This window comes from Acinetobacter sp. FY683 (genome assembly GCF_059515885.1).
Genome location: NZ_JCAKNA010000010.1, coordinates 41,638 through 62,921, shown reverse-complemented (window position 1 = coordinate 62,921; position 21,284 = coordinate 41,638). Strand labels below are relative to the sequence as shown.

The window sequence follows — 21,284 nt, the reverse complement described above, 5'->3', positions numbered from 1 at the left end:
ACCATGAAGCAATATGATTACCTTGCTGAACATGTTCTTGAAACTATAGTTCTTAGTGATGCTGAGCGAATTAACATGCTCTATGAAGATCGGTGGATTGGGTATCAGAAAGCGATTACAGTTTTGAATATGCTGACTGATATTTTGAATCGCCCAAGAAAATTAAGACCTGAATGCCTTTTAATTGTAGGTGATTCAAACATGGGTAAAACTACAATTATTCATGAATTTGCCAAGGAACACTATACAAATAGAGTTGATGATATGGACATGCAACTTATGTCATTAACCAAACCCGTCATTCCAATTCAAGCTCCTGCCAAAGCGAATGTAAAAGATTTATATATTAATATTTTAGAGCATTTTTTTGTTCCATTTCGTGCAACTGATCCTGAGAGTAAATTGAGAAATCAAGCAGTTCATCTGATGCGTAAATATGAAACAAAAATGTTAATTATTGATGAGCTGCACAATTGTTTAAGTGGAAGTGCGAGACAACTTCAAGAAGTGATGAATACACTTAAAACACTGAGTAATGAACTCAGCCTTAACATCATTGGTGTGGGAACTCGTGATGCATCACTGATTCTTCATACAGATGCTCAATATGCGAGTCGATTTGAAGTTTTAGATTTACCTTTATGGAAGTTGGATGAAAATTTTTTAAGATTACTTTTAAGCTATGTTCGATTACTCCCTCTGAAAAAAAATCAAACTTAGGATCACAAGAAATAGCGACCTTACTTTATGAAATTTCAGGTGGAAATCTAGGTGATTTAAATCGTTTATTGGTTGAATGTGCAAAAGATGCAATCTTGACAGGTAAAGAAGAAATAACCTTGGAAATTGTTAAAAAATTTAGGTGGCTTAAGCCAACAGAAGGTGCTCGTAATATTCGCCATATTCAACTTAATTCTATTTAGCATCATTCGAGGTATACATGCCTACTTATGCTCAAAACTGGTTTATTCATACACCAATCGAAGATGGTGAGGTGCTATCTTCATGGCTGATTCGTTCAGCCTTAGATATGGGTTGTTCCCCGTTGCTCCTTGCAGAAGCATTGTGGAATAAATGGAGAGCATTAACGATTGATCTAGATCGAGGAGTGACTGGTGATAGGCTTGAATTATTATTTTCACATTCTTTTGAAGATAGACAAAAAATTTTACAAACAATGCTAAGTAATGTAGCTCCTTATCTTATAAAGAGTTCAAACAATGCATGGATTTTAAGTTTAGGTCAGCGCAGTCGATCAAATTTTTCAGGGCGACAAGTATGTACTCAATGTTTTAAAAGTGATGGGACGTTAGCGTATTTACGGTTAATGTGGCGAATGGGGTGGCATACTGCTTGTGAAAAACATCAAATAAACTTAATAGATCATTGTCCTGATTGTGGAGTGGTTATTCAGCCATTTAAAATAGATTTAGAGCATGGGTCATTAGCTGTATGTTCTTCATGTAGGTATGGGCTTATTAAATATCGACCGCAAATGATTGATATTCGAATTTTAGATTTTCAAAAAAATGCAGATAGCGTTTTAAAAAAGGGTTTTGGTTTATATAACAATCAAAATATTTCAGCTATTGAATGGTTTGATATTGCCCGAGCATGGATAAGTGAAATCAGGTATTTAGTTGATACTAATAATATTCAACTGATTGAAATGTTTGAAAGCTTTGGTTTAAGTTTGAATACATTATCTCCATTATCTCCATTAACTCCTATAGCTTTTGAATATTTAAATACAAATGAACGTAGAGTTATACTTTCTCTATTGAATGAAATCATGAAAATTCCTTGTGAGCTGATAATTAGTCGTTCTCATGAATACGGGATTAGTAGTTCAAATTTTTGGGATAAGCGAAAAAAATTACCTTTACAGCTTCAACTCATGAAGTCTGCCATGCTCCAACCTGTAAGAGTTTATGCTTTAAAACGTGATAGCTTTGATAATGTACAACCAAAATCAAAAAAGACTGTGCAACGTAAGTGGCTTAAATTATTAAGGAAATCAAAAAAATATCGGAGTGATGAGCTTGATTAAGGTTGAGATTGAGCAAATATGTAATGGGTGTGAAAAATCAGTCGTTCAAATAAAGAAAAGGTACAAAGGTCAAAAATATTGTTCCACTTGTTATGCTCGGATTTTTAAAAAATGCCTTTGTCCTGAATGTGGGTTATCAGCTCGGTTGCCAAAAAATGATGATCAAGCAATATGTAATGAGTGCATAAAAAAGAAACCTTGTATTCGATGTAATATGCTGAATAAACCGATAGGTAAGCTTACTGAGTATGGAGTCGTTTGTAATAGCTGTTCTGTATATTTTAGAGAGATTGAACGATGTGAGAGATGCAATGTCCAATCGCAAAAATTATCGAAAATTTCACGCTTTAATGATGATCTAAGAGTTTGCCCTAAATGTTCAACAAGGGATTATGAAACATGTCCATCATGTCATAAATATCGTTTGTTAGAATTGGATCAAAGTGGAAAGAAACTCTGTAAAAAATGCAGAACTCAACCTAATAAACCCTGCCTTGAATGCAAAACTCTCATCTCTGCGGGATGCGCTGATTTATGTGATCATTGTTATTGGCGTAAAAATTTATGGGTGAAGTTTGATCAAAATATTCATCTGTTTGAGTCCGTCTTTTTAAAAAAACAGTATGAAAACTATGTGTATTGGTTAGCTGAATCAGTCGGAGAGCATCAAGCTGCTCTTTATTTAAATAAACATACTCATTTTTTCATTAAAACAGAGGTGTTATGGACTGATGAAATTCCTAATGCAGACCAACTATTACAAATTTTAAGGGCAAGTGGGCTTAGAAAGTTTGAATTAGTGGTGCAGTGGCTTGATCAAATACATGGCGTAAAAATTTCATCTATGAATAAAAATGAATGCTCTGAAATAGATCAAGCGAATAGGTTGATTGAACAATTACCTCAGCCTTCATTAGCTTTTGATGTTGTATGTGCTTATAAGCAAAAACTAGACGAAAAACGGTATCAAGGTAAAACATCCATTCGTTCTGTAAGGCTCGCAATCAAACCTGCTGTTGCGCTGATGCTCTCTATTCAGGATCATAAAATTCTGCCAAATTTGGAAAAAATAAAAGCTTATTTGAGTAAATATTCGGGTCAAGCCGCTGCACTAACTGGATTTATTAATTTTTTAAATAATCAATATAATACGAATATTGATTATCTTTCTCTAAAGAACTCTCAGTTCGTTAAAGAAGCAAGTAAGCATAAATTAGAAAATGAATTGATTTCTATGATAAGTCACGATAATGATTTTGATGTCTTGGCATGGGTGAAAAAAGGCTTACAGTTTTTTCATAAGATGAGCTATCAGGATGCATTGAAGATCAAAATAGAAATGATTGTTGAAAGCAAGGATGGCTATAATATTTCATTTAATAATCAAGATTATTGGTTGCCCAAAAAACATTGATCCATTTTTTAAAAAAGAAATAAAGTTTTCATGATTCCATATCATATTTAGCTTAATATGCTGTTAAGGCATTAATATAGAAGAAGAATATGAGCTTAAAGCTAATTGGTTTAAAAGAGAGTGATGAAAAGAGATTACGAGAGGGATTAGCACAACTTAGGGCTTTAAATGATTATTTATCATCCACGTATTCTTTGAGGTCTGACTTAAGAGATTTAACCGATCATCGGCATACTGTTAGTTCACTTTTACAAAGTGAGTTGGATAAGATAAAAGCTCACCAACAAGATTTAATTGCTAAGACGAATGATTTATCTCAACTTAAAATCAAATTGGATGAATCACTAGCGAGTATTGAAGAACTTCAATTGGTTATCGCAAATAATGAAAATGGTGAATCTATTTATTCACGGTTGTTAGAGATAACCAACGAGGATAATTTAAATGTTCTAGAGAGTGAATCTGAAAAAATACACGAAACTTACACACAGTTATTTGATCGAAATGGTGAGGATACTTCTAAAATTGATCGAATAAACTATCAAATCGGTAAAATTTCAGATCAATATGACAAATTATTTGATGAATTAAATGATAATGATGAAACGAAAGTTAGAGAATACGAAAGAAAAATTAATGAGTTAGTTTCATACTATGATGATTTATTTATTTCTGATAACCCTGATGATAAAAGTAAAAATGAGCAAATTAATTTTCAGTTAGCAAGAGTTCAGAATTTTTATGACAAAATATATGGTAATGAAGATAAAAATATCACAGCTTTAAATAAAGATTTAGAAAATCGATTAGAAAACTTAAAAAATGTAGAGGAAAGAGCAAAATCAGTCATCGGGTTATCTAGTGAAGCAGGTCTTGCAGGGGGCTTTGTAGTTAAAGGTCAAGAAGCTAAAGAAGGACAGAAATATAGCATTATTATTTTTGTTGTGGTTGTTGCTATTATTTTTTTTCTTAATTTATGCCTTTTTGATAAAGACGATTTTTTAGATATGAGTTGGGAGGCTTTATTGTTTAAGTTATTGATCAATGCGCCTTTAATTTGGATAGCAACTATAGCAAATATAAACTTAAATCGTTTTTCAAGATTAGAGCAAGAATATTCCCATAAAGAAGCTTTAGCAAAGTCTTATGAACGATATAAAACAGAAATTCAAGAGCTTGAAAAATTAGGTGTAACTGGATCAGAGGAGCTTAAAGTCAAACTATTAGAAATCAACCTTGAAGCATTTAAAGTAAATCCTGCAAACCATTCTGATAAAGCTAAGCCTGATTTTTCAATATGGGACTTAATTAAGAAAAAAGAAGCTGAAAAACCTAGTGAATAATAGAAGATCGGGTACAAGTATTACTATGCACCCGATTTTTAAATTTATATAGATTTTTGGTTTACACGTTTTGATAGTTCTTCCGCACTTTCTACACGTTCAGAGTAGCGATCAGTTAAATATGCTGATTGCCCTCTAGTAAGAAGTGTAAATTTATACAATTCTTCCATTACATCAACAATACGAGTGTAATAAGAAGATGGTTTCATTCGGTCATTTTCGTCAAATTCTAAAAATGCCTTTGGTATAGATGATTGATTTGGAATAGTGATCATACGCATCCAACGACCAAGGATACGGAGCTGATTCACGGTATTAAATGACTGAGAACCGCCACATACTTGCATGACAGCAAGTGTTTTTCCTTGTGTTGCACGGATTGCACCTGCTGCTAATGGAATCCAATCAATTTGAGACTTAAAAATAGAACTCATTGAGCCATGACGTTCAGGTGAACACCATACCATACCTTCTGACCAAGCTAATAGTTCATGAAGTTCCTTAACTTTAGGGTGATTTGTTTCAGCATCTTCGGGTAATGGTAATCCTTGAGGATGAAAGATTCTAACTTCTGCACCAAAATGTTCCAAAATTCGACCTGCTTCTTGAACAGCTAGCCGACTGAAAGAACGCTCTCGATTTGAACCATAAAGAAGCAAAATTCGTGGTGCATGATCAATCTCTTTAGCTTGGATTTTTTCAAATGTTGGATTTTCAAGAAGGTTTAAATCTATATTTGGAAGACTCATTGAGTATTGTTCCTCATAAAAAATATTTCTTTTTTAACCATAACGACACACTGACCAAACCGATCAGAACAGGGACTTCGACCAAAGGACCAATTACCGTTGTAAATGCGACAGGTGAAGCAAGTCCAAATGTTGCAATAGCAACGGCAAGTGCCAATTCAAAGTTATTGCCTGCTGCTGTAAATGAAATGGCAGTGGTCTTAGGATAGTCATTCCCCATCCATTTACTCATGAAGAAACTAATGAAGAACATTAAGACAAAGTAAATCGTCAATGGAATTGCGATTCTAAGCACATCTAACGGTAGGTTTACTACTTCTCCACCTTTTAGACTGAACATGGCTACAATCGTAAATAAGAGTGCAATAAGGCTAATTGGACTGATCTTGGGAAGGAACTTAGATTGATACCAATCTAAACCTTTTTGTTTGACCAAAATGAGTCGTGTCAGAAAACCAAGTAGAAAAGGAATACCCAAATAGACCAAAACAGCATGGGTGATTGTCCAAAAGTTCACATTAATAACCTGAGCTTCTACCCCAAAAAAAGGTGGTAAATAGGTCAAAAATAACCATGCATAGGTACTGAAAAACAAAATTTGGAAAATGCTGTTAAAGGCGACTAGGGCAGCAACATATTGGTTGTCACCACATGCCAATCCATTCCATACCAAAACCATAGCAATACATCGTGCCAACCCTATTAAGATGAGTCCTGTCATGTATTCAGGATAGGAGTGCAAAAAGATGATTGCCAATCCAAACATTAAACATGGTGCAATTAACCAATTTTGTACTAAAGACAATGTAAGAGTACGTTTATCTTTGAATACTTGTGGCAAAGTCGCATAGTCCACTTTGGCAAGTGGTGGGTACATCATTAAAATAAGCCCTATCGCAATAGGTATATTGACTGAATCAACACTTAGCATTTCCAAAGTTGCAGATGCTTGAGGGAAAAATACGCCAATTCCTACGCCTAGCGCCATAGCGATAAAAATCCACAGCGTAAGGTTACGATCTAAGAACGAAAGTTTTGAAGCCATGAGCTTACTCGATATTTGAAATTTTATTGATTTCAGCGATTAACTCAGGTCGTGTAAGATTATTAACGTCCAAAGCAAATAAAGCATCTAATCGTTTATTGATGTGATCTACAGTGCCTAAAAAGGCTTTCAGCTTTTCTTCTTCGGGAACTTCTAAATGAGATGGGTCAGCAAGCCCCCAATGGGCTTTAATTGCACTACCTAAGTAAAGTGGACATGCTTCCTGAGCGGCTTGATCACAAACTGTAATCACGACTTCAGGTTGAAATTGTTCACAGTCATCTACAGTTTTACTCGATAAATTTTCAGTAGATAGACCTAAATTTTCCAGTGTTTTAATCGTTAAAGGATGAACTTTGCCTGTAGGTTTACTCCCTGCACTATAAGCTTGCCAACCTTTAGGCGCACGGCTATTAAATAACACTTCTGAAAGAATGCTACGACAACTATTTCCTGTGCATAAAAATAAGAATTTCATGAAAATTACTCGCAATGAATTGAAAGAGTTGAATTAATAGGATTGGTTTTAATCATTTCGTCATTTTGATTTGAAATGATGCTTAAAACTGATTTCGCCCACTCAGGAAGATTAGGATTTAAGCGGTAATACACCCATTGTCCTTGCCTTTGATCAAGCAAAATTGAAAGATTTCTAAGCAACGCTAAGTGTCGAGAAATCTTAGGTTGGCTAAGTTCTAATTGCTCTGTAAGCTCACAAACACATACATTTTGCTTTGCAATTACAAGCTTCAAAATATCTAAACGAGTCGGGTCAGAGAGACATTTAAAGAAATCTGTTTGATCCATTTTTATTACTCAGTATATTTACTATTGCGAATATACGCATATCCATATATAAATACAATATCTTTTTAAATGAACGATCTCATGTTGCAAAAAATTAAGATTTACCATAATCCTGCTTGTGGAACTTCAAGAAATACCTTGGCATTGATCCGTAATACAGGGCAAGAGCCTGAGGTAATTGAGTACCTGATTACACCACCAAATAAAGCAGAATTAATTGATTTAATAGAGCAATCTGGATTGACTGTAAGAGAAGCAATTCGCAAAAATGTAGAACCTTACGAAAGGTTGAAATTAGAGCAATCAGCTTTTAGAGATAGTTAATTGCTAAACTACATGCTTGAATATCCAATATTGATTAATCGCCCATTTGTAGTAACAGATTTGGGTGTGAAGTTATGCAGACCATCTGAAATCGTTTTAGATTTATTAACTTCACCACAACTTAAGCCATTTAATAAAGAGGATGGTGAAGTAATTATTGATAAGAATTTACAGAGAGTTAAATAAATAGAAAAAAAGGGGGAATAACCTCTTTTATTTAAACTTAAATATATTATAACTTATTGTCTTTCAGTAACTTATTTAATGTTTTATTAAATCCATTAATCCAATCAGCTTGAACTGTGTGCATGTGATTCAATGCTCTTTTTTGATTGAAGTTTACCGTGCAAACTTCAAACCATTTTTTTGTCCCTTTTTTCGCTTCAATTGCTTCAACAATCAATTTTATATTTTTTACGTTTAGTTCTTCCTTAGTGGTAAAAAGAAAAAAGCAAAATTTTTCATTTTTATTATTTTTATTGATATCAATTAGATATATATGATCGTGAAAGTCTATTAATTCTAGCTTTAACAGCATTAATGATCTTCCTATTTCATGGTTGATCCAATTGTTATGAATTGGAGATTTTACAATAGGCTTTATCTGTAAAAGTGAAAAGATATCTGAAATATTTCCTATTTGATTGATGCAAGATACTTTGGTTAATTTATTAGTTTGTTGATCCTCCATTTTTTTTAAGCTGCTAAATATAAGAGAAAGATCATCTATATCTGATTTATTAGATTTTTTTTCTGAATTTTCAGATTTTCGAGGTTTATCGCTTTTATTACCATGACGATTTCCTGATGATTCCTCATTATTTTTATCATTTTTATCTTTGTTTTCAATGTACTGAGTTGTTGATTCTGTTTCGACTACTTCTTCGATGATCTCAATATCAAAATCACTGAAATCTACATAAATGTTAGTTTGCTTTTTATTTTCGCCTCTATTGTGAGATGGGTCTTTTTGTGTGCTGATTCGTGTGTTGTTACGATTTTTATTGCTTCGACCTTGTCGATGGATTTTTTCATCATCAATGGTTTCAGCCTTTTCCTTCGTTTCAGTCATAGGTGCATGAGCTACTATAGGATAATCGACAATAGGTGTAACTCTAGGTATATTTGTAATTAAAAATCTTTTTTCATCTTCGATCCAAATACCTTCTGCTGTAATACTCATTTTTGTTGAATGTGGAGGAATTACACTAGGAAATCGTGTTGGATAGGGCTTTCCATTTTTATCTAATCTTATGTCATTTAACGAATTACGAATGTTTTGCACCTTTTCTTGAGTTTTTTTATTTAGTGCTAGATTAGCTAATAGAGTAATCGCTTCTTTTCCAATAGTTTTGACTATATTTTTTTTCATTACAACTACTAATTTATCACCATCTTCACTGTGTTGAATTTCATATTTTTCTAAGAATAAATTTACAATATGTGAAAAACTATAATTTTCGTTGATGAGATGACCTCTAATATCCTTTCTTGCGGGGATATAAAATGCATGTAATGTATGGATACAGTTTATAAGCACTTCGATATTATCATTCGATTTTAGAATACAGTATTTACTCATTAAAAAAGGATAAAATTTAAAAGGTACATTACTGTTATGTTCATTTTTAGGAATGAATATTTTTTCGTTATATAAGTAGTATTCTTCCGAATCAGGGATTTTGTCATCAAATCTAATAATTTTTGGATTAGTAATGGAAAAGTCAAAATCAAAATCAACAGTTTTCAAGCAATGATTAAAGTTAAATTTTTTCCCCTCGATTAGTGTTCGTCCTTTCCATATTGAACCGATTTGTACAGTATCCAAATCTCGAAAGGTAACATCATGTTTGTTGTATGAGTTATTAGATATTTTTAAACGATTAGGGTTTGATACATCAAGCTCAACGAGTAGAACTTCAATTAATATATTGTCAGATTCAGAACTCGTATTTAACTTTAAGCAGCTATATAAATAAACAACTCGTTCGATCTCGTCATTAGGGAATGAGTCAATAGAGGTCATATTAGAATACACCTTAATAAAGGTTATTATAAAATAAGAAAAATATGAGTTATTAGTAATCTATTTTTGTGTATTTGACTAGCTTCTATTTTTATAAACTAGCTTTTATTTTTGTAAATGACAACCGCCACCCACAAGTGCAACTGCAGATGCCGTGTGGTGAGGCGCTCGAAAAGGGCGTTGACCAAAATCATGTGCAGTATTTGCAACAGAATAAATACTTGCGACTTCTAGGCTTTCCTGGGTGTTTAATGGCGGTAAAATACTTGCTAAGCGCGAAGCCAATAAGGTTTTTCCAGTTCCCGGTGGGCTTTTGAATAATAATGAATGGCCACCAGCTGCCGCAATTTCTAAAGCACGTCTTGGCCGTAATTGACCTTTAATATCAGATAAATCGTATTTAGATTTATTGGTTTGGATATGTTGCTTATTTTCAAATGCTGTTAAAGCGTGTGAGTGATTTAAATGATCACAAACTTGTTTTAAATGATCTGCTGCAAAAGCTTCAAAATTAGGAAGTTGAGAAGCTTCTTGTGCATTTTGTGTAGGTAAAATGAGCTTGTGATTAGCTTGCTGACAAGCAATCGCAATACTGAGGGTACCTGTAATCGGTCTAAGTTGCCCATCTAAAGCAAGTTCTCCGATAAATTCAAAATCATTTGTACTTTGCTCAGATAATTGTCCAGATGCAATTAAAATCCCTAAAGCAATAGGGAGGTCTAAACGAGAACCATCTTTAGGTAAGTCTGCTGGTGCTAGATTAATTGTTAAACGCTTTGTTGGAAATTGAAAACCGCTATTAATAATTGCAGAACGAACACGGTCTTTACTTTCTCTTACTGCTGCTTCAGGTAAGCCAACAATGGTCAGTGAAGGGAGGCCTTGGCTGATATGGACTTCGACCTCAATAGAAGGGGAATGGAGGCCAAGTAGCCCCCGAGTATAAATTTTTGCAAACGACATTTATTGTGATCCATTGTAGTGCGTTATTTTTTATATATTTTGATGTTTTTATGCACAAACTTGGTGCTTATTATTTATTCTTTAATTGATTTTCTAGAGTTTCGACATGTTTTAGAAGTTCTTCCAAACGAATGTTGGCATTATTTAGTGCTGTTTTTTGACGTTCAATTTCATCTTGTGAAACTAAATCCATTTTTGTTACAGCTTCATTTAATAGTGCACGTAAATTGTGTTCGATATCTTTTTTCGGTAGATCAATCTGTTCCAAAATTGCTTGTAATAGCGTTTCTATCATTTGTTTTCTCTAAGAAGGAGAGTTGTATCAGCAGTGTATAACATGACTTAAATCTAGACCATAGCATTTCGGTACAAGATGGTTTTATTCAATGATGAACATCGTAATTCTTCTAGGAAAAATACGGATTTACTAGCGTATAAAAATGATTATAGGTATAGAATGTAAAAACGATAAAACATGCTTAAATTTTTATTTTCCCCCGACCTTAAAAATTTTGGCATGAAATTTGAACATAAAACCTTACTGGTGAAACAAGCCGAAGGAAAACAAACATGAAGCTAGTAACTGCAATTGTAAAACCCTTTAAACTTGATGACGTGCGTGAAGCATTGTCAGATATTGGTGTTCAAGGGATCACTGTAACTGAAGTCAAAGGTTTTGGTCGTCAAAAAGGTCATACCGAATTGTATCGTGGCGCTGAATATGTCGTTGATTTTTTACCTAAAGTAAAAATTGAAATTGCAATTAGTGATGAAATGGTTGATTCAGTGATTGAATCTATTACTCGCGTTGCAAGTACAGGGAAAATTGGTGACGGTAAAATTTTCGTAACTAATTTAGAGCAAGTCATCCGTATTCGTACAGGTGAAACAGGTGCTGATGCCGTTTAAGAGTTTGGCACGAAGTTTGCTGAGTACCTAATAACTCAAAAAAAGACTAGGTTGGGGGATACGAATGAAAAAAATGCTATTTGCGCTGAGTTTATCAGGCGCGCTTTTAGGTGGATCTGTTGCATGGGCTGAAGATGCTTCTCCAGCGTCTGTTCCTGTTGTTGAGGAAGTCGTTGTAGCAGAAGTTATTAGTGATGCAGATAATAAATTAGCAGATGTTGCATCTGTAGAATCATTAGAAGCACCTGCTTTAGAAGCAGAAGGTGCGATTCCAGAAGAAGAACCAACATTAGATACTGGTGATACAGCTTGGATTTTAGTATCAACTGCACTTGTTCTTTTAATGACAATTCCAGGTTTAGCATTATTCTATGGTGGTATGGTACGTAAAAAGAACGTATTAAGTACTATGGCACATAGCTTTGTTGCTGCAGCTGTGGTGAGTGTGGTTTGGGTTGTTATTGGTTATACACTCGCATTTAGTGAAGGAAACCTCTTTATTGGTAACCTTGATAAGTTCATGTTATCAGGTATTACAACAGAGGCGCTTTCAGGCACAATTCCAGAAATTCTTTTTGTTATTTTCCAAATGACCTTTGCAATTATTACTGTAGCCATTATTAGTGGTTCAATTGCAGAGCGTATGAAATTTGGTGCCTTTGTTGCTTTCATTGCAATTTGGGTTGTTGTTGTATATGCACCTATTACTCACTGGGTATGGGGTGGTGGTTGGTTAGGTAGCGATGGTGCACTCGACTTTGCTGGTGGTACGGTTGTTCATATCAACTCAGGTGTCGCAGGTTTAGTTGCAGCATATATGTTAGGTAAGCGTATGGGCTTAGGTCGTGAATCTATGGCACCGCATAACTTAACATTAACAGTTGTTGGTGCTAGCTTAGTTTGGGTAGGTTGGTTTGGCTTCAACGGTGGTTCTGCCTTAGGTGCAAATGGTTCAGCAGGTTATGCACTTATCGTTACTCAAGTTGCAGCATCTGCAGCAGCACTTTCTTGGTTATTGGTTGAAAAACTAGTACGTGGTAAAGCATCTGTACTTGGTGGTGCTTCTGGTGCGGTAGCTGGTTTGGTTGTGATTACACCAGCAGCAGGTTTTGTGACTGTAAGCGGTGGTTTAATCATGGGTCTTATTGGTGGCGTAGTGTGCTTCTGGGGTATTACAGCACTAAAACGCATACTTAAAGCAGATGATTCCTTAGATGCATTCGGTCTTCATGGTGTAGGTGGTATTGTAGGTGCGCTATTAACAGCAGTATTTGCAAGTGAATTCATCATGGGTGATGGTGCTCCAAAAGATATGCTTGCTCAATTATGGGTGCAAACTGAAGGTGTGCTAGCAACAATTGCTTATTCTGGCGTGGTAACTTTCATTATTCTTAAAGTGATAGATTTAGTGATTGGTATCCGAGTTGAATCTGATGATGAGCGCATGGGTCTAGATTTAAGTCAACATGGCGAACGCATCGAATAATAAAAAATCATTATCAATATATAGTATAAAACAGCCCGAAAGGGCTGTTTTATTTCCATATCTAGAACAATACTCTACAAATACTATTATTTTTGCTACACTCTAAACTCATTCAAATTTGTTTAATAAAACCGCTATGCATTGTCCTTTTTGCAACGCTGAAGATAGTAGAGTAATCGATTCACGGTTGGCAGCTGAAGGCTGTCAAATTCGTAGACGTCGTGAATGTATTAGTTGTGGCGAGCGTTTTACAACATTTGAAACCTATGAAGTTGTAATGCCACGTGTTATTAAATCGGATGGGAAAAGTGAACCATTTGATGAAGCAAAAATGCGTCGTTCACTTATGCATGCTTTACAAAAACGTCCTGTAACTCAAGAGCAAATCGAAACCGTATTAAGTGATATTCACTTACAAATTCGTAGACTAGGTGAACGAGATGTTAAATCTCGCACCATTGGCGAAATTGTCATGCAATCATTATTTGCTCTAGATCATGTTGCTTATGTGCGTTTTGCATCTGTTTACCAAGACTTTCAAGATGTAGAAGCATTTCGTCGTCAAATTGAGCAAATGCAACATCGCGATCTTCAAGATTAAGTTTAGAGATTTAGTACACCATGTCCGAGCCCATTCAAAATCCAAAACACCAAGATCAGGTGTGGATGCAACGTGCTATAGCGCTTGCAAAACTTGGGCAATATTCAACAAAACCCAATCCCAATGTTGGCTGTATCATTGTTAAAGATGGTCAATTGGTTGGGGAAGGTTTTCATCCTAAAGCAGGGCAACCACATGCCGAAGTGTTCGCAATGCGAGAAGCAGGTGAACAGGCGAAAGGTGCAACGGCTTATGTGACTTTAGAGCCATGTGCACATTATGGTCGTACACCGCCATGTGCAAAAGGTTTGGTCGAAGCAGGTGTAACGAAAGTTGTTATTGCATGTCCTGATCCTAATCCGTTGGTGGCAGGTAAAGGAGTGCAAATTTTAAAAGATGCTAGCATTGAAGTTGAAACAGGCATTTGTGAAGCAGAAGCACATCAGCTTAATTTGGGATTTTTAAAAACAATGGCAACAGGTATGCCTTATGTTCGTTTAAAAGTCGCATCAAGTTTAGATGGTCGAACAGCAATGGCATCGGGTGAATCTAAATGGATTACAGGTAGTGAAGCTCGACAAGATGTACAGCATTGGCGTGCAATTTCAGGTGCTGTAGTCACAGGAATTGAAACGGTTTTAGCCGATGATTGCCAGTTGAATGTAAGACAGTTAGATAATGTAGTAGATATTTCTACAGTTGCTCAACCTTTACGTATTATTTTAGATCGACAAGGGCGCTTGCCATTAACTGCTAAAATTTTAGAGCAACCAAAAACGGTGATGGTTATGGGACCATATCGTAAAGAGCTAGAAAATTTAGGTGTGGTTCAATTACAAATTCAGCCCTTAAATGAATTATTACGAACTTTAGCACAGCAATATCAAGTTTATGATGTATTGGTTGAAGCAGGTGCAACGCTATCAACTGCATTTTTAAAAGAGCAGTTAGTTGATGAATTATTGAGTTATGTTGCACCTACTTTTTTAGGGCAAACTGCTCGTGCAATGTTTAATGCGGAATTTAATCGTATGGCAGAGCAACTTCGTTTTAAACTTATAGATGTTACCCAAGTAGGGAATGACGTTCGTTTGACGCTTATTCCCTCTCAAGAGACAGTATGAATCCAGAGTCTACGGTTTACCATAAGCGTCGTCATGCGGCGCGTACTACCGATGAATACCTTTTCCATCAATTGGTTCCTTATTTAGGAAACAAACGCCGTTTATTACATCTGATTTTAGAAGCGCTTGAGAGTACGGGAACTTTAAATCGAAAAGATGGTCGTGCGCCTATTTTTGCAGACTTTTTTGCAGGCTCAGGTGTGGTTTCACGTTTGGCACGTCAAAATGGTTATCGTGTCATTGCTAATGATTGGGAACCGTATAGCCACGCTTTAAATAGTGCAATTTTATCTTGCACGGAAGCACCTGCATTTAAAGAGTTGGGTGGCTATCAAAAAGCCATTGATTACTTGAACCGTTTACCTGAAGTGAAAGGTTGGGTTACACACAATTTATGTCCTCGCAATGATGAAATTTATGATCCTGCAAAAGATCGTTTATTCTTCAAACGCCGTAATGGTATGCGTATAGATGCTATTCGTCAGCAAATTGCGACATGGCAAGCTCAAGGTGCAATTGATGATGTTGAAATGTCAGCATTACTTGCTCCTTTATTATATTCAGCGAGTTTTGTGAGTAATACATCAGGTGTATTTAAAAGCTTCCATCATGGGTGGGGGGGGAAAACACAAACGGCTTTGGAACGTATTGAGTCGTTACTTTGGTTAACGCCAAGTCGCTTTTGTGAAATTGGTGATGCGAAAAAACCTGCTGCTGAAATGTGGTGTGTAGATGCACAGCATTTAGCAAATCAAATGAGTGGTTTTGAAGTTGATGTTGCTTATTTAGATCCACCATATAATCAACATGCTTATAGCAGTAATTATCACGTTTTAAATGCTTTAACTTTATGGGATCAGGTCGATTTACCAACCCCAGATACTAAAGGTTTTAAGAGTGGTATTGACCGTGCTTGGCGTAAAGAAAGACCAAGTCCGTATAACTCTTCTAAGCATGCTCAAGAAGCCTATGAAAAGTTATTGGCAACGATTAATGCACGATATATTCTAACGAGCTATTCTACCGATGGTAATATTAGTGCGACAGATTTATTGCAAGCGAACTTGAAGCGTGGTCGTGTAACGCTGCTAACGCAAGATGTACCTCGTTACCGCGTGAGTAAACAGCGTCAGTCGGAAAGAGCACGTGTACTTGAGTTTATTGTGATTACAGATACGCATGGTAAATCTGGACCACCAATTCGTCAGTTACTTGGTCAATTGCATCATTTTGCAGAATTAGGCGGTGTAGACACGACAGGTGTTAGCACACAATTGGCATTATGGTAAAAGTCTATAAAATTTGAGAAAACCTATGTTCACAGGCATTATTGAAAGCGTTGGAAAAGTTGAAAGTTTACAAAGCATAGGCGGAGATGTCCGTTTACGTATTCAAACAGACCTCGATATGTCAGATGTACATTTAGGTGATTCAATTGCAACCAATGGTATTTGCCTAACAGTGACTGATTGGGGAAACAATTGGTATGCTGCTGATGTGTCGCGTGAAAGTTTAAATCGTACAACGTTAGGTCAATGGAAAGTTGGTCAGCGTGTAAATGTTGAAAAAGCGATGCTTCCTACTACACGATTTGGTGGGCATATTGTAAGTGGACATGTCGACGTTGTTGGTGAAATTACAGTGGTTAAATCAGATGCACGTTCATTGTATTTTGAAGTGACAGCACCTGCTGAAATTGCACGTTACTTGGCTGAAAAAGGCTCTGTAACTGTTGATGGAATTAGCCTAACAATTAATCACTTACGTGGGAATATCATGAGTCTTAACTTAATTCCTCATACTGCAGAAAGAACCAATATTGGTACTTGGCAAGTGGGAGCTAAAGTTAATTTAGAAGTAGATGTATTGGCACGTTATATTGAGCGTTTATTGCTAGGCGATAAGGCTGCTGAAACAAAACCACAATCAAAACTTAGCATGGACTTCCTTGCTGAAAATGGCTTTTTGAAATAAGCTATAAGAGTAAAAAACAGGCAGTCTAGTTGAAAAATTAGACTGTTTTTTATTTTTTAGTCGATTTTAGTGTTTAAATAGAAGTAGTTTAAATTTTGGAAAGGTGTAAATGTTCGATTTTTTACTGAACCTTGAACAATGGTTGCCTGTGTTATTAGAAAACTATGGCGTGTGGATCTATGCAATTTTATTTTTAGTCATTTTTGCAGAGACCGGTTCAGTATTCATGTTTTTCCTTCCAGGTGATAGCTTGCTGATTGCTATAGGTGCTTTGTGCTCGTCAACAGATGTAATTCATCTACATTACATGGCAATCACGTTATTTACGGCAAGTACTTTAGGGTATACCGTTAATTATTATACGGGTAGCATTTTAGGCATTAAATATTTCAACAAACACACACGCTACTTTAAACCTGAATACTTAGTTAAAACCAATCATTATTTCACTAAACATGGCGGGAAAACGATTTTAGTTGCACGCTTTGTACCATTTGTTCGTTCATTTGCACCATTTGCAGCAGGTGCAACAAATATGAATTTTGCATCCTTTACAGCATATAATGTGATTGGCGGTATGCTTTGGATTGGATTGTTACTTGGTATTGGCTATGGCTTAGGTCATACCTTGCATGCTGTGGTTGGGTTTTTTTAATTTTAAGCATTTGGCTCTAAAAGCAAAAAATCTAAAGTATATGATTTGAAATACTTTAGATTTGAATGTACGGAAAATTAAAGTAGTTAGTCCGAAAATTTCGAACTTTTCAATATATATTCAATTTCTTCTTGAGTTGCTGCATGCAATTTTGCACGAAAAGCTGTAACAGCTTGCTCAATTAAACTCTCCGCTTCTAACTCTAAACGAATACGAACACTGTCGAGCTCAGACAGCATTTCACTATCTTTTACAGATAAATTATCTGCAATATTCTTAGGATTTTTTTCATAACGATTGGTGTAGCTTTGAGTTTCTTGTACTAGATCTTGACGCATGAGTTGAAGCTCTTTTGCTTGTTCTGCAAATTTTCGCTCTTCATCTAATTGCAATTGTTTAGCAAACTCTGCTTCTTCAGCACGTTTATCTTCTAGTTTCTTTTCTAAAGCTTGTTGATGTCGAATACGAGCTTCTTCAATCAACTGTGCTTTTAATTCTGCATAAGCAACATCAATTTTTTGCAAAGATTTTTGCTGTTCTTGTTTGTCTCGTTCAATCCAAGCTTGTAATTGAACTTCAGGTTTTAGAATATCGAAGATACGATGGAGGTCATCAAGATATGCTTGACGCACAGCTTCAGGTGCTTCTAACCAACGCTGTTTAAAATCTTGTCCGACATTTAATGCCACCATCTTTCTCCTTTATTGTATAGCTTAGAGTTTATACGTTTTTGGTTCTATGCCAAAACGGCGATACTGTTTAAACTTTTCACGACCGAGTTGTTTTGCCGAATCACTATTTTCAATAATCTCAATAATGTGACTAAATTTCTCAAATTGTTCAAGTGCTTGGTCATTAAAATTAAAAATGATCCAATCTGACTGTTCTGGAAGCTTTGCTGAAATACAAATAGGTGCATTTGCATTATCAACTCCATGCGGAATAAAGCTGGTTGCATCGAAGCTCCATAAACGGTCATCAAGTTGCTGTTGTAACTCTGAGTTTTCACACAGCAACCAGATTTTTTCAGATTTTTTTAAAATCTTACGACATAAACGGCAAGTACTTTCGACTCGCCGTTCAGGACTTTTTTCAAAAAGATAAAAGCTAATTTTAGCCATTCGATTGAGCGCGATTTGCTAAGAATTGCATTAATAGTGGAACAGGACGACCTGTAGCACCTTTGTTTGCACCAGAGGTCCAAGCTGTACCGGCAACATCTAAATGTGCCCAACGGTAGTCACGTGTAAAACGCTCTAAGAAACAAGCAGCTGTTACAGAACCTGCTTTAGGACCACCAATGTTTGCAATATCTGCAAATGGAGAATCAAGTTGCTCTTGATAGTCTTCAATGACTGGCATGCGCCATACACGGTCAAATGAATGTTGACCTGCTGTATCAATTTCTGCGGCAAGTTCATCATCTGGTGTAAATAGACCTGTTAATACTGAGCCTAATGCAACTACACATGCACCTGTTAGTGTTGCAATATCAATCACAAGAGCAGGGTTGAAACGCTTGATGTATGTTAATGTATCGCAAAGAACTAAACGACCTTCGGCATCTGTATTTAAAATTTCAACAGTTTGACCGCTCATTGTTGTTACGATGTCACCAGGGCGAGTTGCATGACCTGAAGGCATGTTTTCAGCAGCAGCAATTGCACCAACAACATGAATAGGAAGCTGAGATTCGCAAAGTGCACGAATGGTACCTAATACAGATGCAGAGCCACACATATCATATTTCATTTCATCCATGCCTAAGCCTGGTTTAAGTGAAATACCACCTGTATCAAATGTCACACCCTTACCCACTAGCACGACAGGTGCTTCTTTACGGTTGCCTTGGTATTCAAGTGTAATAATACGACCTGGACGATCTGAGCCTTTACTTACTGCAAGGAAAGCACCCATACCTAGATCAGCCATTTGTTGCTCATCTAATACAGTTACTTTTAATAAATTCGGATATTCTGCAGCTAAAGCTTGTGCTTGTTCAGCTAAATATTCTGGGAAGCAAATGTTACCAGGGCGGTTGCCTAGGTTACGTGCTAAATTTTGCCCAGATTGAATTGCTTCAATTAATGATAATTGTTGCTGATTTAATGGGCTATTTTTTGCAATTAGATTGATTTGTTCAAGAATAAAGTCATTCTTTTTAGATTTATATTCATCAAAAGAGTAAGCCGCTTGTGTCAGGCTAAGTGCGAATAAATAATGTAAGTCTTGTGGAAGTGCAGAAATATCAACACTAATTTGTTTGAATTTTTTTTGTGAAGACTTGATAATTGTTTGAGCAATTTTTGATAATTTCGCAGCTTTAAGTTCGGTTGCTTTACCAATACCAATAAATACGCTGTGAGTACAATCAGATACTTGCCCAATTAACGCTAAAGTTTCACCTAAAGCTGATTTAAATTGTGTTGATTCAATAATGGTATTTAAGTTATTGATTTGATAAGTATTGGTAGCATGTTGAACTTGTTCTGAATCAACTAATATCAACAAAGATTGGTTCGATGCATTCTCTTGGAATGACTGGTTAATACTGAGTTTCATATGCGATTTTCATGCCTTTGTAAGGTTTAGGTCCATTGAAACATTTTGATGAATAGAGTTTCAATGTGCAACATGAGTATAGTTCTATATTTTTAACATTAGGGTAAACTAGTGTAGGTTTTTTTACCCAGCTTTTTGGAAGAATTAATTTGATTATTCGGCGTTATCTGGTCAAGCAAGTTGTATCGACATCATTAGTGGTGGTCTCTTTATTGACCTTGATCATGATGGGTGGTCGTTTGATCAAATATTTTGGTGTTGCTGCGCAAGGTCGTTTAGATGTAAGCATCTTATTTAGCATTGTGGGTTATCGTTTACCTGAGTTTTTAACCCTTATTTTACCCTTAGGTTTTTTCATTGGTTTAATGTTGGTTTTTGGTCGTTTATATGTCGACCATGAAATGGCGGTATTCAATAGTAGTGGGGTGAGCCGAAATCGTTTAGGTCGATTATTAGTACCCATGACGGTTGTCTTTTTGGCAGTACAATCATTTTTAATGTTATGGGCAGCACCATGGGGATTACGTCAGTTTGAAGAGTTGACTTCTGCACAAGCGGTAAGAACAGGGTTTGACTTGGTTCGTCCAAAAGAGTTTGTATCTTCAGGTGCGTATACCATTTATGCAGGTGATTTGTCTGAAGATAGGAGAAATCTAAAAGATATTTTCTTCTATCAAAAAGCAGATAGAGAAGGGCGCCCTGATGTTGTGATTATGGCAAAAGAAGCAACACGAATTGAAATGCCAAATGATAGTGCCAATGTGGTTGATTTGACTGAAGGTCGTCGTTACGAAATTTTCCCAAATAGTCCTAAATATACGCAGATTGAGTTTCAGACTTATCGGTTACGCTTAGAAAATAATAAAGAAGCGAAGTTTGAAAGTACTGAGGTTGAGGCTTTACCAACATCGAAACTTTGGCAGAATAGAGAAGATGCTGTTGTTTCAAGTGAGCTATGGTGGCGTGTATTTGTACCATTTGCCATGTTTGTTGCATTAATTTTGGCTTTAGCTCTATCAGAGGTGAGTCCTCGCCAAGGTCGTTATTTAAAATTATTTCCTGCATTGTTAATTTTTGCGAGTTTAATTGTGGTTCTAATGGCTATTAAGACTCGTGTTAGTAAAGAGGAATTAGGCGCATGGGCTTATCCTATAGCATTACTTGTTTATGGTGGTGTTGGGGTATTGTTCTTAAGAAGACCAAATCTTGCACCCAAAATTAAGCAAAAAATTCAACGAGTGGGGTCTTAATA

21 protein-coding genes and 2 pseudogenes are annotated in these 21,284 nt (G+C 35.8%); 13 read left to right on the top strand and 10 right to left on the bottom strand.

The genetic code is table 11. The annotated features are described in order from the left end of the window. Positions 1-3: 3 nt before the first annotated feature. The 4 genes from AC5YDH_RS07370 to AC5YDH_RS07355 all read left to right on the top strand — a co-directional run bounded on the left by AC5YDH_RS07370 (position 4) and on the right by AC5YDH_RS07355 (position 4,807). Positions 4-720, top strand: coding sequence for a TniB family NTP-binding protein (locus AC5YDH_RS07370; RefSeq protein WP_496118143.1), 717 nt, complete (start codon positions 4-6; stop codon positions 718-720). 220 nt (positions 721-940) lie between these two features. Then, complete coding sequence (locus AC5YDH_RS07365; protein ID WP_496118142.1) at positions 941-2,050, top strand: TniQ family protein; 1,110 nt, start codon at positions 941-943, stop codon at positions 2,048-2,050. Then, positions 2,037-3,464: a transposase gene (locus AC5YDH_RS07360; protein ID WP_496118141.1), complete on the top strand. Its 1,428-nt coding sequence runs from the start codon at positions 2,037-2,039 to the stop codon at positions 3,462-3,464. The genes AC5YDH_RS07365 and AC5YDH_RS07360 overlap by 14 nt, the downstream gene beginning before the upstream one ends. Positions 3,465-3,553: 89 nt before the next feature. After that, entirely contained in the window at positions 3,554-4,807 is a 1,254-nt protein-coding gene (locus tag AC5YDH_RS07355; protein WP_496118139.1) for a hypothetical protein, read from the top strand. Between the two features lie 44 nt (positions 4,808-4,851). Here AC5YDH_RS07355 and arsH read toward each other — a convergent pair whose 3' ends face one another. The 4 genes from arsH to AC5YDH_RS07335 are packed head-to-tail and all read right to left on the bottom strand — an operon-like array spanning position 4,852 to position 7,408. Further along, complete coding sequence (arsH, locus tag AC5YDH_RS07350) at positions 4,852-5,556, bottom strand: arsenical resistance protein ArsH (RefSeq protein ID WP_496118137.1); 705 nt, start codon at positions 5,554-5,556, stop codon at positions 4,852-4,854. A 13-nt stretch (positions 5,557-5,569) separates the two neighbouring features. Further along, positions 5,570-6,601 carry an ACR3 family arsenite efflux transporter gene (gene arsB / locus AC5YDH_RS07345; RefSeq protein WP_496118135.1) on the bottom strand — a complete coding sequence of 344 codons (1,032 nt, stop codon included), beginning with the start codon at positions 6,599-6,601 and terminating at the stop codon, positions 5,570-5,572. A gap of 4 nt (positions 6,602-6,605) precedes the next feature. Beyond that, positions 6,606-7,079, bottom strand: a complete 474-nt coding sequence (locus AC5YDH_RS07340) for an arsenate reductase ArsC (protein ID WP_496118133.1) — start codon at positions 7,077-7,079, stop codon at positions 6,606-6,608. Between the two features lie 5 nt (positions 7,080-7,084). Continuing rightward, positions 7,085-7,408 (bottom strand): ArsR/SmtB family transcription factor, encoded by a 324-nt coding sequence (locus AC5YDH_RS07335; protein WP_496118131.1) that lies wholly within the window; start codon positions 7,406-7,408, stop codon positions 7,085-7,087. 81 nt (positions 7,409-7,489) lie between these two features. Between AC5YDH_RS07335 and arsC the strand changes: the two are divergent. Next, positions 7,490-7,918, top strand: a pseudogene (arsC, locus tag AC5YDH_RS07330) (arsenate reductase (glutaredoxin)). A gap of 46 nt (positions 7,919-7,964) precedes the next feature. On the opposite strand, the gene AC5YDH_RS07325 reads toward arsC, so the two are convergent. From AC5YDH_RS07325 to AC5YDH_RS07315, 3 genes and pseudogenes are all read right to left on the bottom strand, one after another. Then, complete coding sequence (locus tag AC5YDH_RS07325; protein ID WP_496118129.1) at positions 7,965-9,758, bottom strand: hypothetical protein; 1,794 nt, start codon at positions 9,756-9,758, stop codon at positions 7,965-7,967. A 117-nt stretch (positions 9,759-9,875) separates the two neighbouring features. Further along, positions 9,876-10,721 (bottom strand): annotated as a pseudogene (locus AC5YDH_RS07320) (YifB family Mg chelatase-like AAA ATPase); the annotation flags it as partial. 70 nt (positions 10,722-10,791) lie between these two features. After that, entirely contained in the window at positions 10,792-11,016 is a 225-nt protein-coding gene (locus tag AC5YDH_RS07315) for an accessory factor UbiK family protein (protein ID WP_496118127.1), read from the bottom strand. Positions 11,017-11,291: 275 nt separating this feature from the next. On the opposite strand from AC5YDH_RS07315, the gene glnK reads away from it, so the two are divergent. The 7 genes from glnK to AC5YDH_RS07280 all read left to right on the top strand — a co-directional run bounded on the left by glnK (position 11,292) and on the right by AC5YDH_RS07280 (position 17,470). Then, a complete protein-coding gene (gene glnK / locus AC5YDH_RS07310; protein WP_086174160.1) occupies positions 11,292-11,630 on the top strand; it encodes a P-II family nitrogen regulator in 339 nt (112 codons plus the stop codon). Positions 11,631-11,694: 64 nt separating this feature from the next. Continuing rightward, positions 11,695-13,116, top strand: coding sequence for an ammonium transporter (locus AC5YDH_RS07305; protein WP_496118125.1), 1,422 nt, complete (start codon positions 11,695-11,697; stop codon positions 13,114-13,116). A gap of 136 nt (positions 13,117-13,252) precedes the next feature. Next, positions 13,253-13,717, top strand: a complete 465-nt coding sequence (gene nrdR, locus AC5YDH_RS07300; RefSeq protein ID WP_496118123.1) for a transcriptional regulator NrdR — start codon at positions 13,253-13,255, stop codon at positions 13,715-13,717. 20 nt (positions 13,718-13,737) lie between these two features. Then, positions 13,738-14,841 (top strand): bifunctional diaminohydroxyphosphoribosylaminopyrimidine deaminase/5-amino-6-(5-phosphoribosylamino)uracil reductase RibD, encoded by a 1,104-nt coding sequence (gene ribD / locus AC5YDH_RS07295; protein WP_496118121.1) that lies wholly within the window; start codon positions 13,738-13,740, stop codon positions 14,839-14,841. Next, a complete protein-coding gene (locus AC5YDH_RS07290; RefSeq protein WP_496118119.1) occupies positions 14,838-16,130 on the top strand; it encodes a DNA adenine methylase in 1,293 nt (430 codons plus the stop codon). Before ribD ends, AC5YDH_RS07290 begins: the two co-directional genes overlap by 4 nt. Before the next feature lie 25 nt (positions 16,131-16,155). Continuing rightward, complete coding sequence (locus AC5YDH_RS07285; protein ID WP_496118117.1) at positions 16,156-16,815, top strand: riboflavin synthase; 660 nt, start codon at positions 16,156-16,158, stop codon at positions 16,813-16,815. Positions 16,816-16,924: 109 nt separating this feature from the next. Next, complete coding sequence (locus AC5YDH_RS07280; protein ID WP_496118115.1) at positions 16,925-17,470, top strand: VTT domain-containing protein; 546 nt, start codon at positions 16,925-16,927, stop codon at positions 17,468-17,470. Positions 17,471-17,556: 86 nt separating this feature from the next. Here the strand turns inward: AC5YDH_RS07280 and blhA are convergent, their stop codons facing one another. The 3 genes from blhA to AC5YDH_RS07265 are packed head-to-tail and all read right to left on the bottom strand — an operon-like array spanning position 17,557 to position 20,032. Then, positions 17,557-18,162: a cell division protein BlhA gene (gene blhA / locus AC5YDH_RS07275; RefSeq protein ID WP_496118113.1), complete on the bottom strand. Its 606-nt coding sequence runs from the start codon at positions 18,160-18,162 to the stop codon at positions 17,557-17,559. Between the two features lie 21 nt (positions 18,163-18,183). Further along, positions 18,184-18,591: a DNA polymerase III subunit chi gene (locus tag AC5YDH_RS07270; RefSeq protein WP_496118112.1), complete on the bottom strand. Its 408-nt coding sequence runs from the start codon at positions 18,589-18,591 to the stop codon at positions 18,184-18,186. Then, positions 18,584-20,032, bottom strand: a complete 1,449-nt coding sequence (locus tag AC5YDH_RS07265) for a leucyl aminopeptidase (protein ID WP_496118111.1) — start codon at positions 20,030-20,032, stop codon at positions 18,584-18,586. Before AC5YDH_RS07265 ends, AC5YDH_RS07270 begins: the two co-directional genes overlap by 8 nt. A 149-nt stretch (positions 20,033-20,181) precedes the next feature. Here AC5YDH_RS07265 and lptF point away from each other — a divergent pair, with 149 nt between their 5' ends. Next, a complete protein-coding gene (lptF, locus tag AC5YDH_RS07260; RefSeq protein ID WP_496118109.1) occupies positions 20,182-21,282 on the top strand; it encodes an LPS export ABC transporter permease LptF in 1,101 nt (366 codons plus the stop codon). Positions 21,283-21,284: the final 2 nt, after the last annotated feature.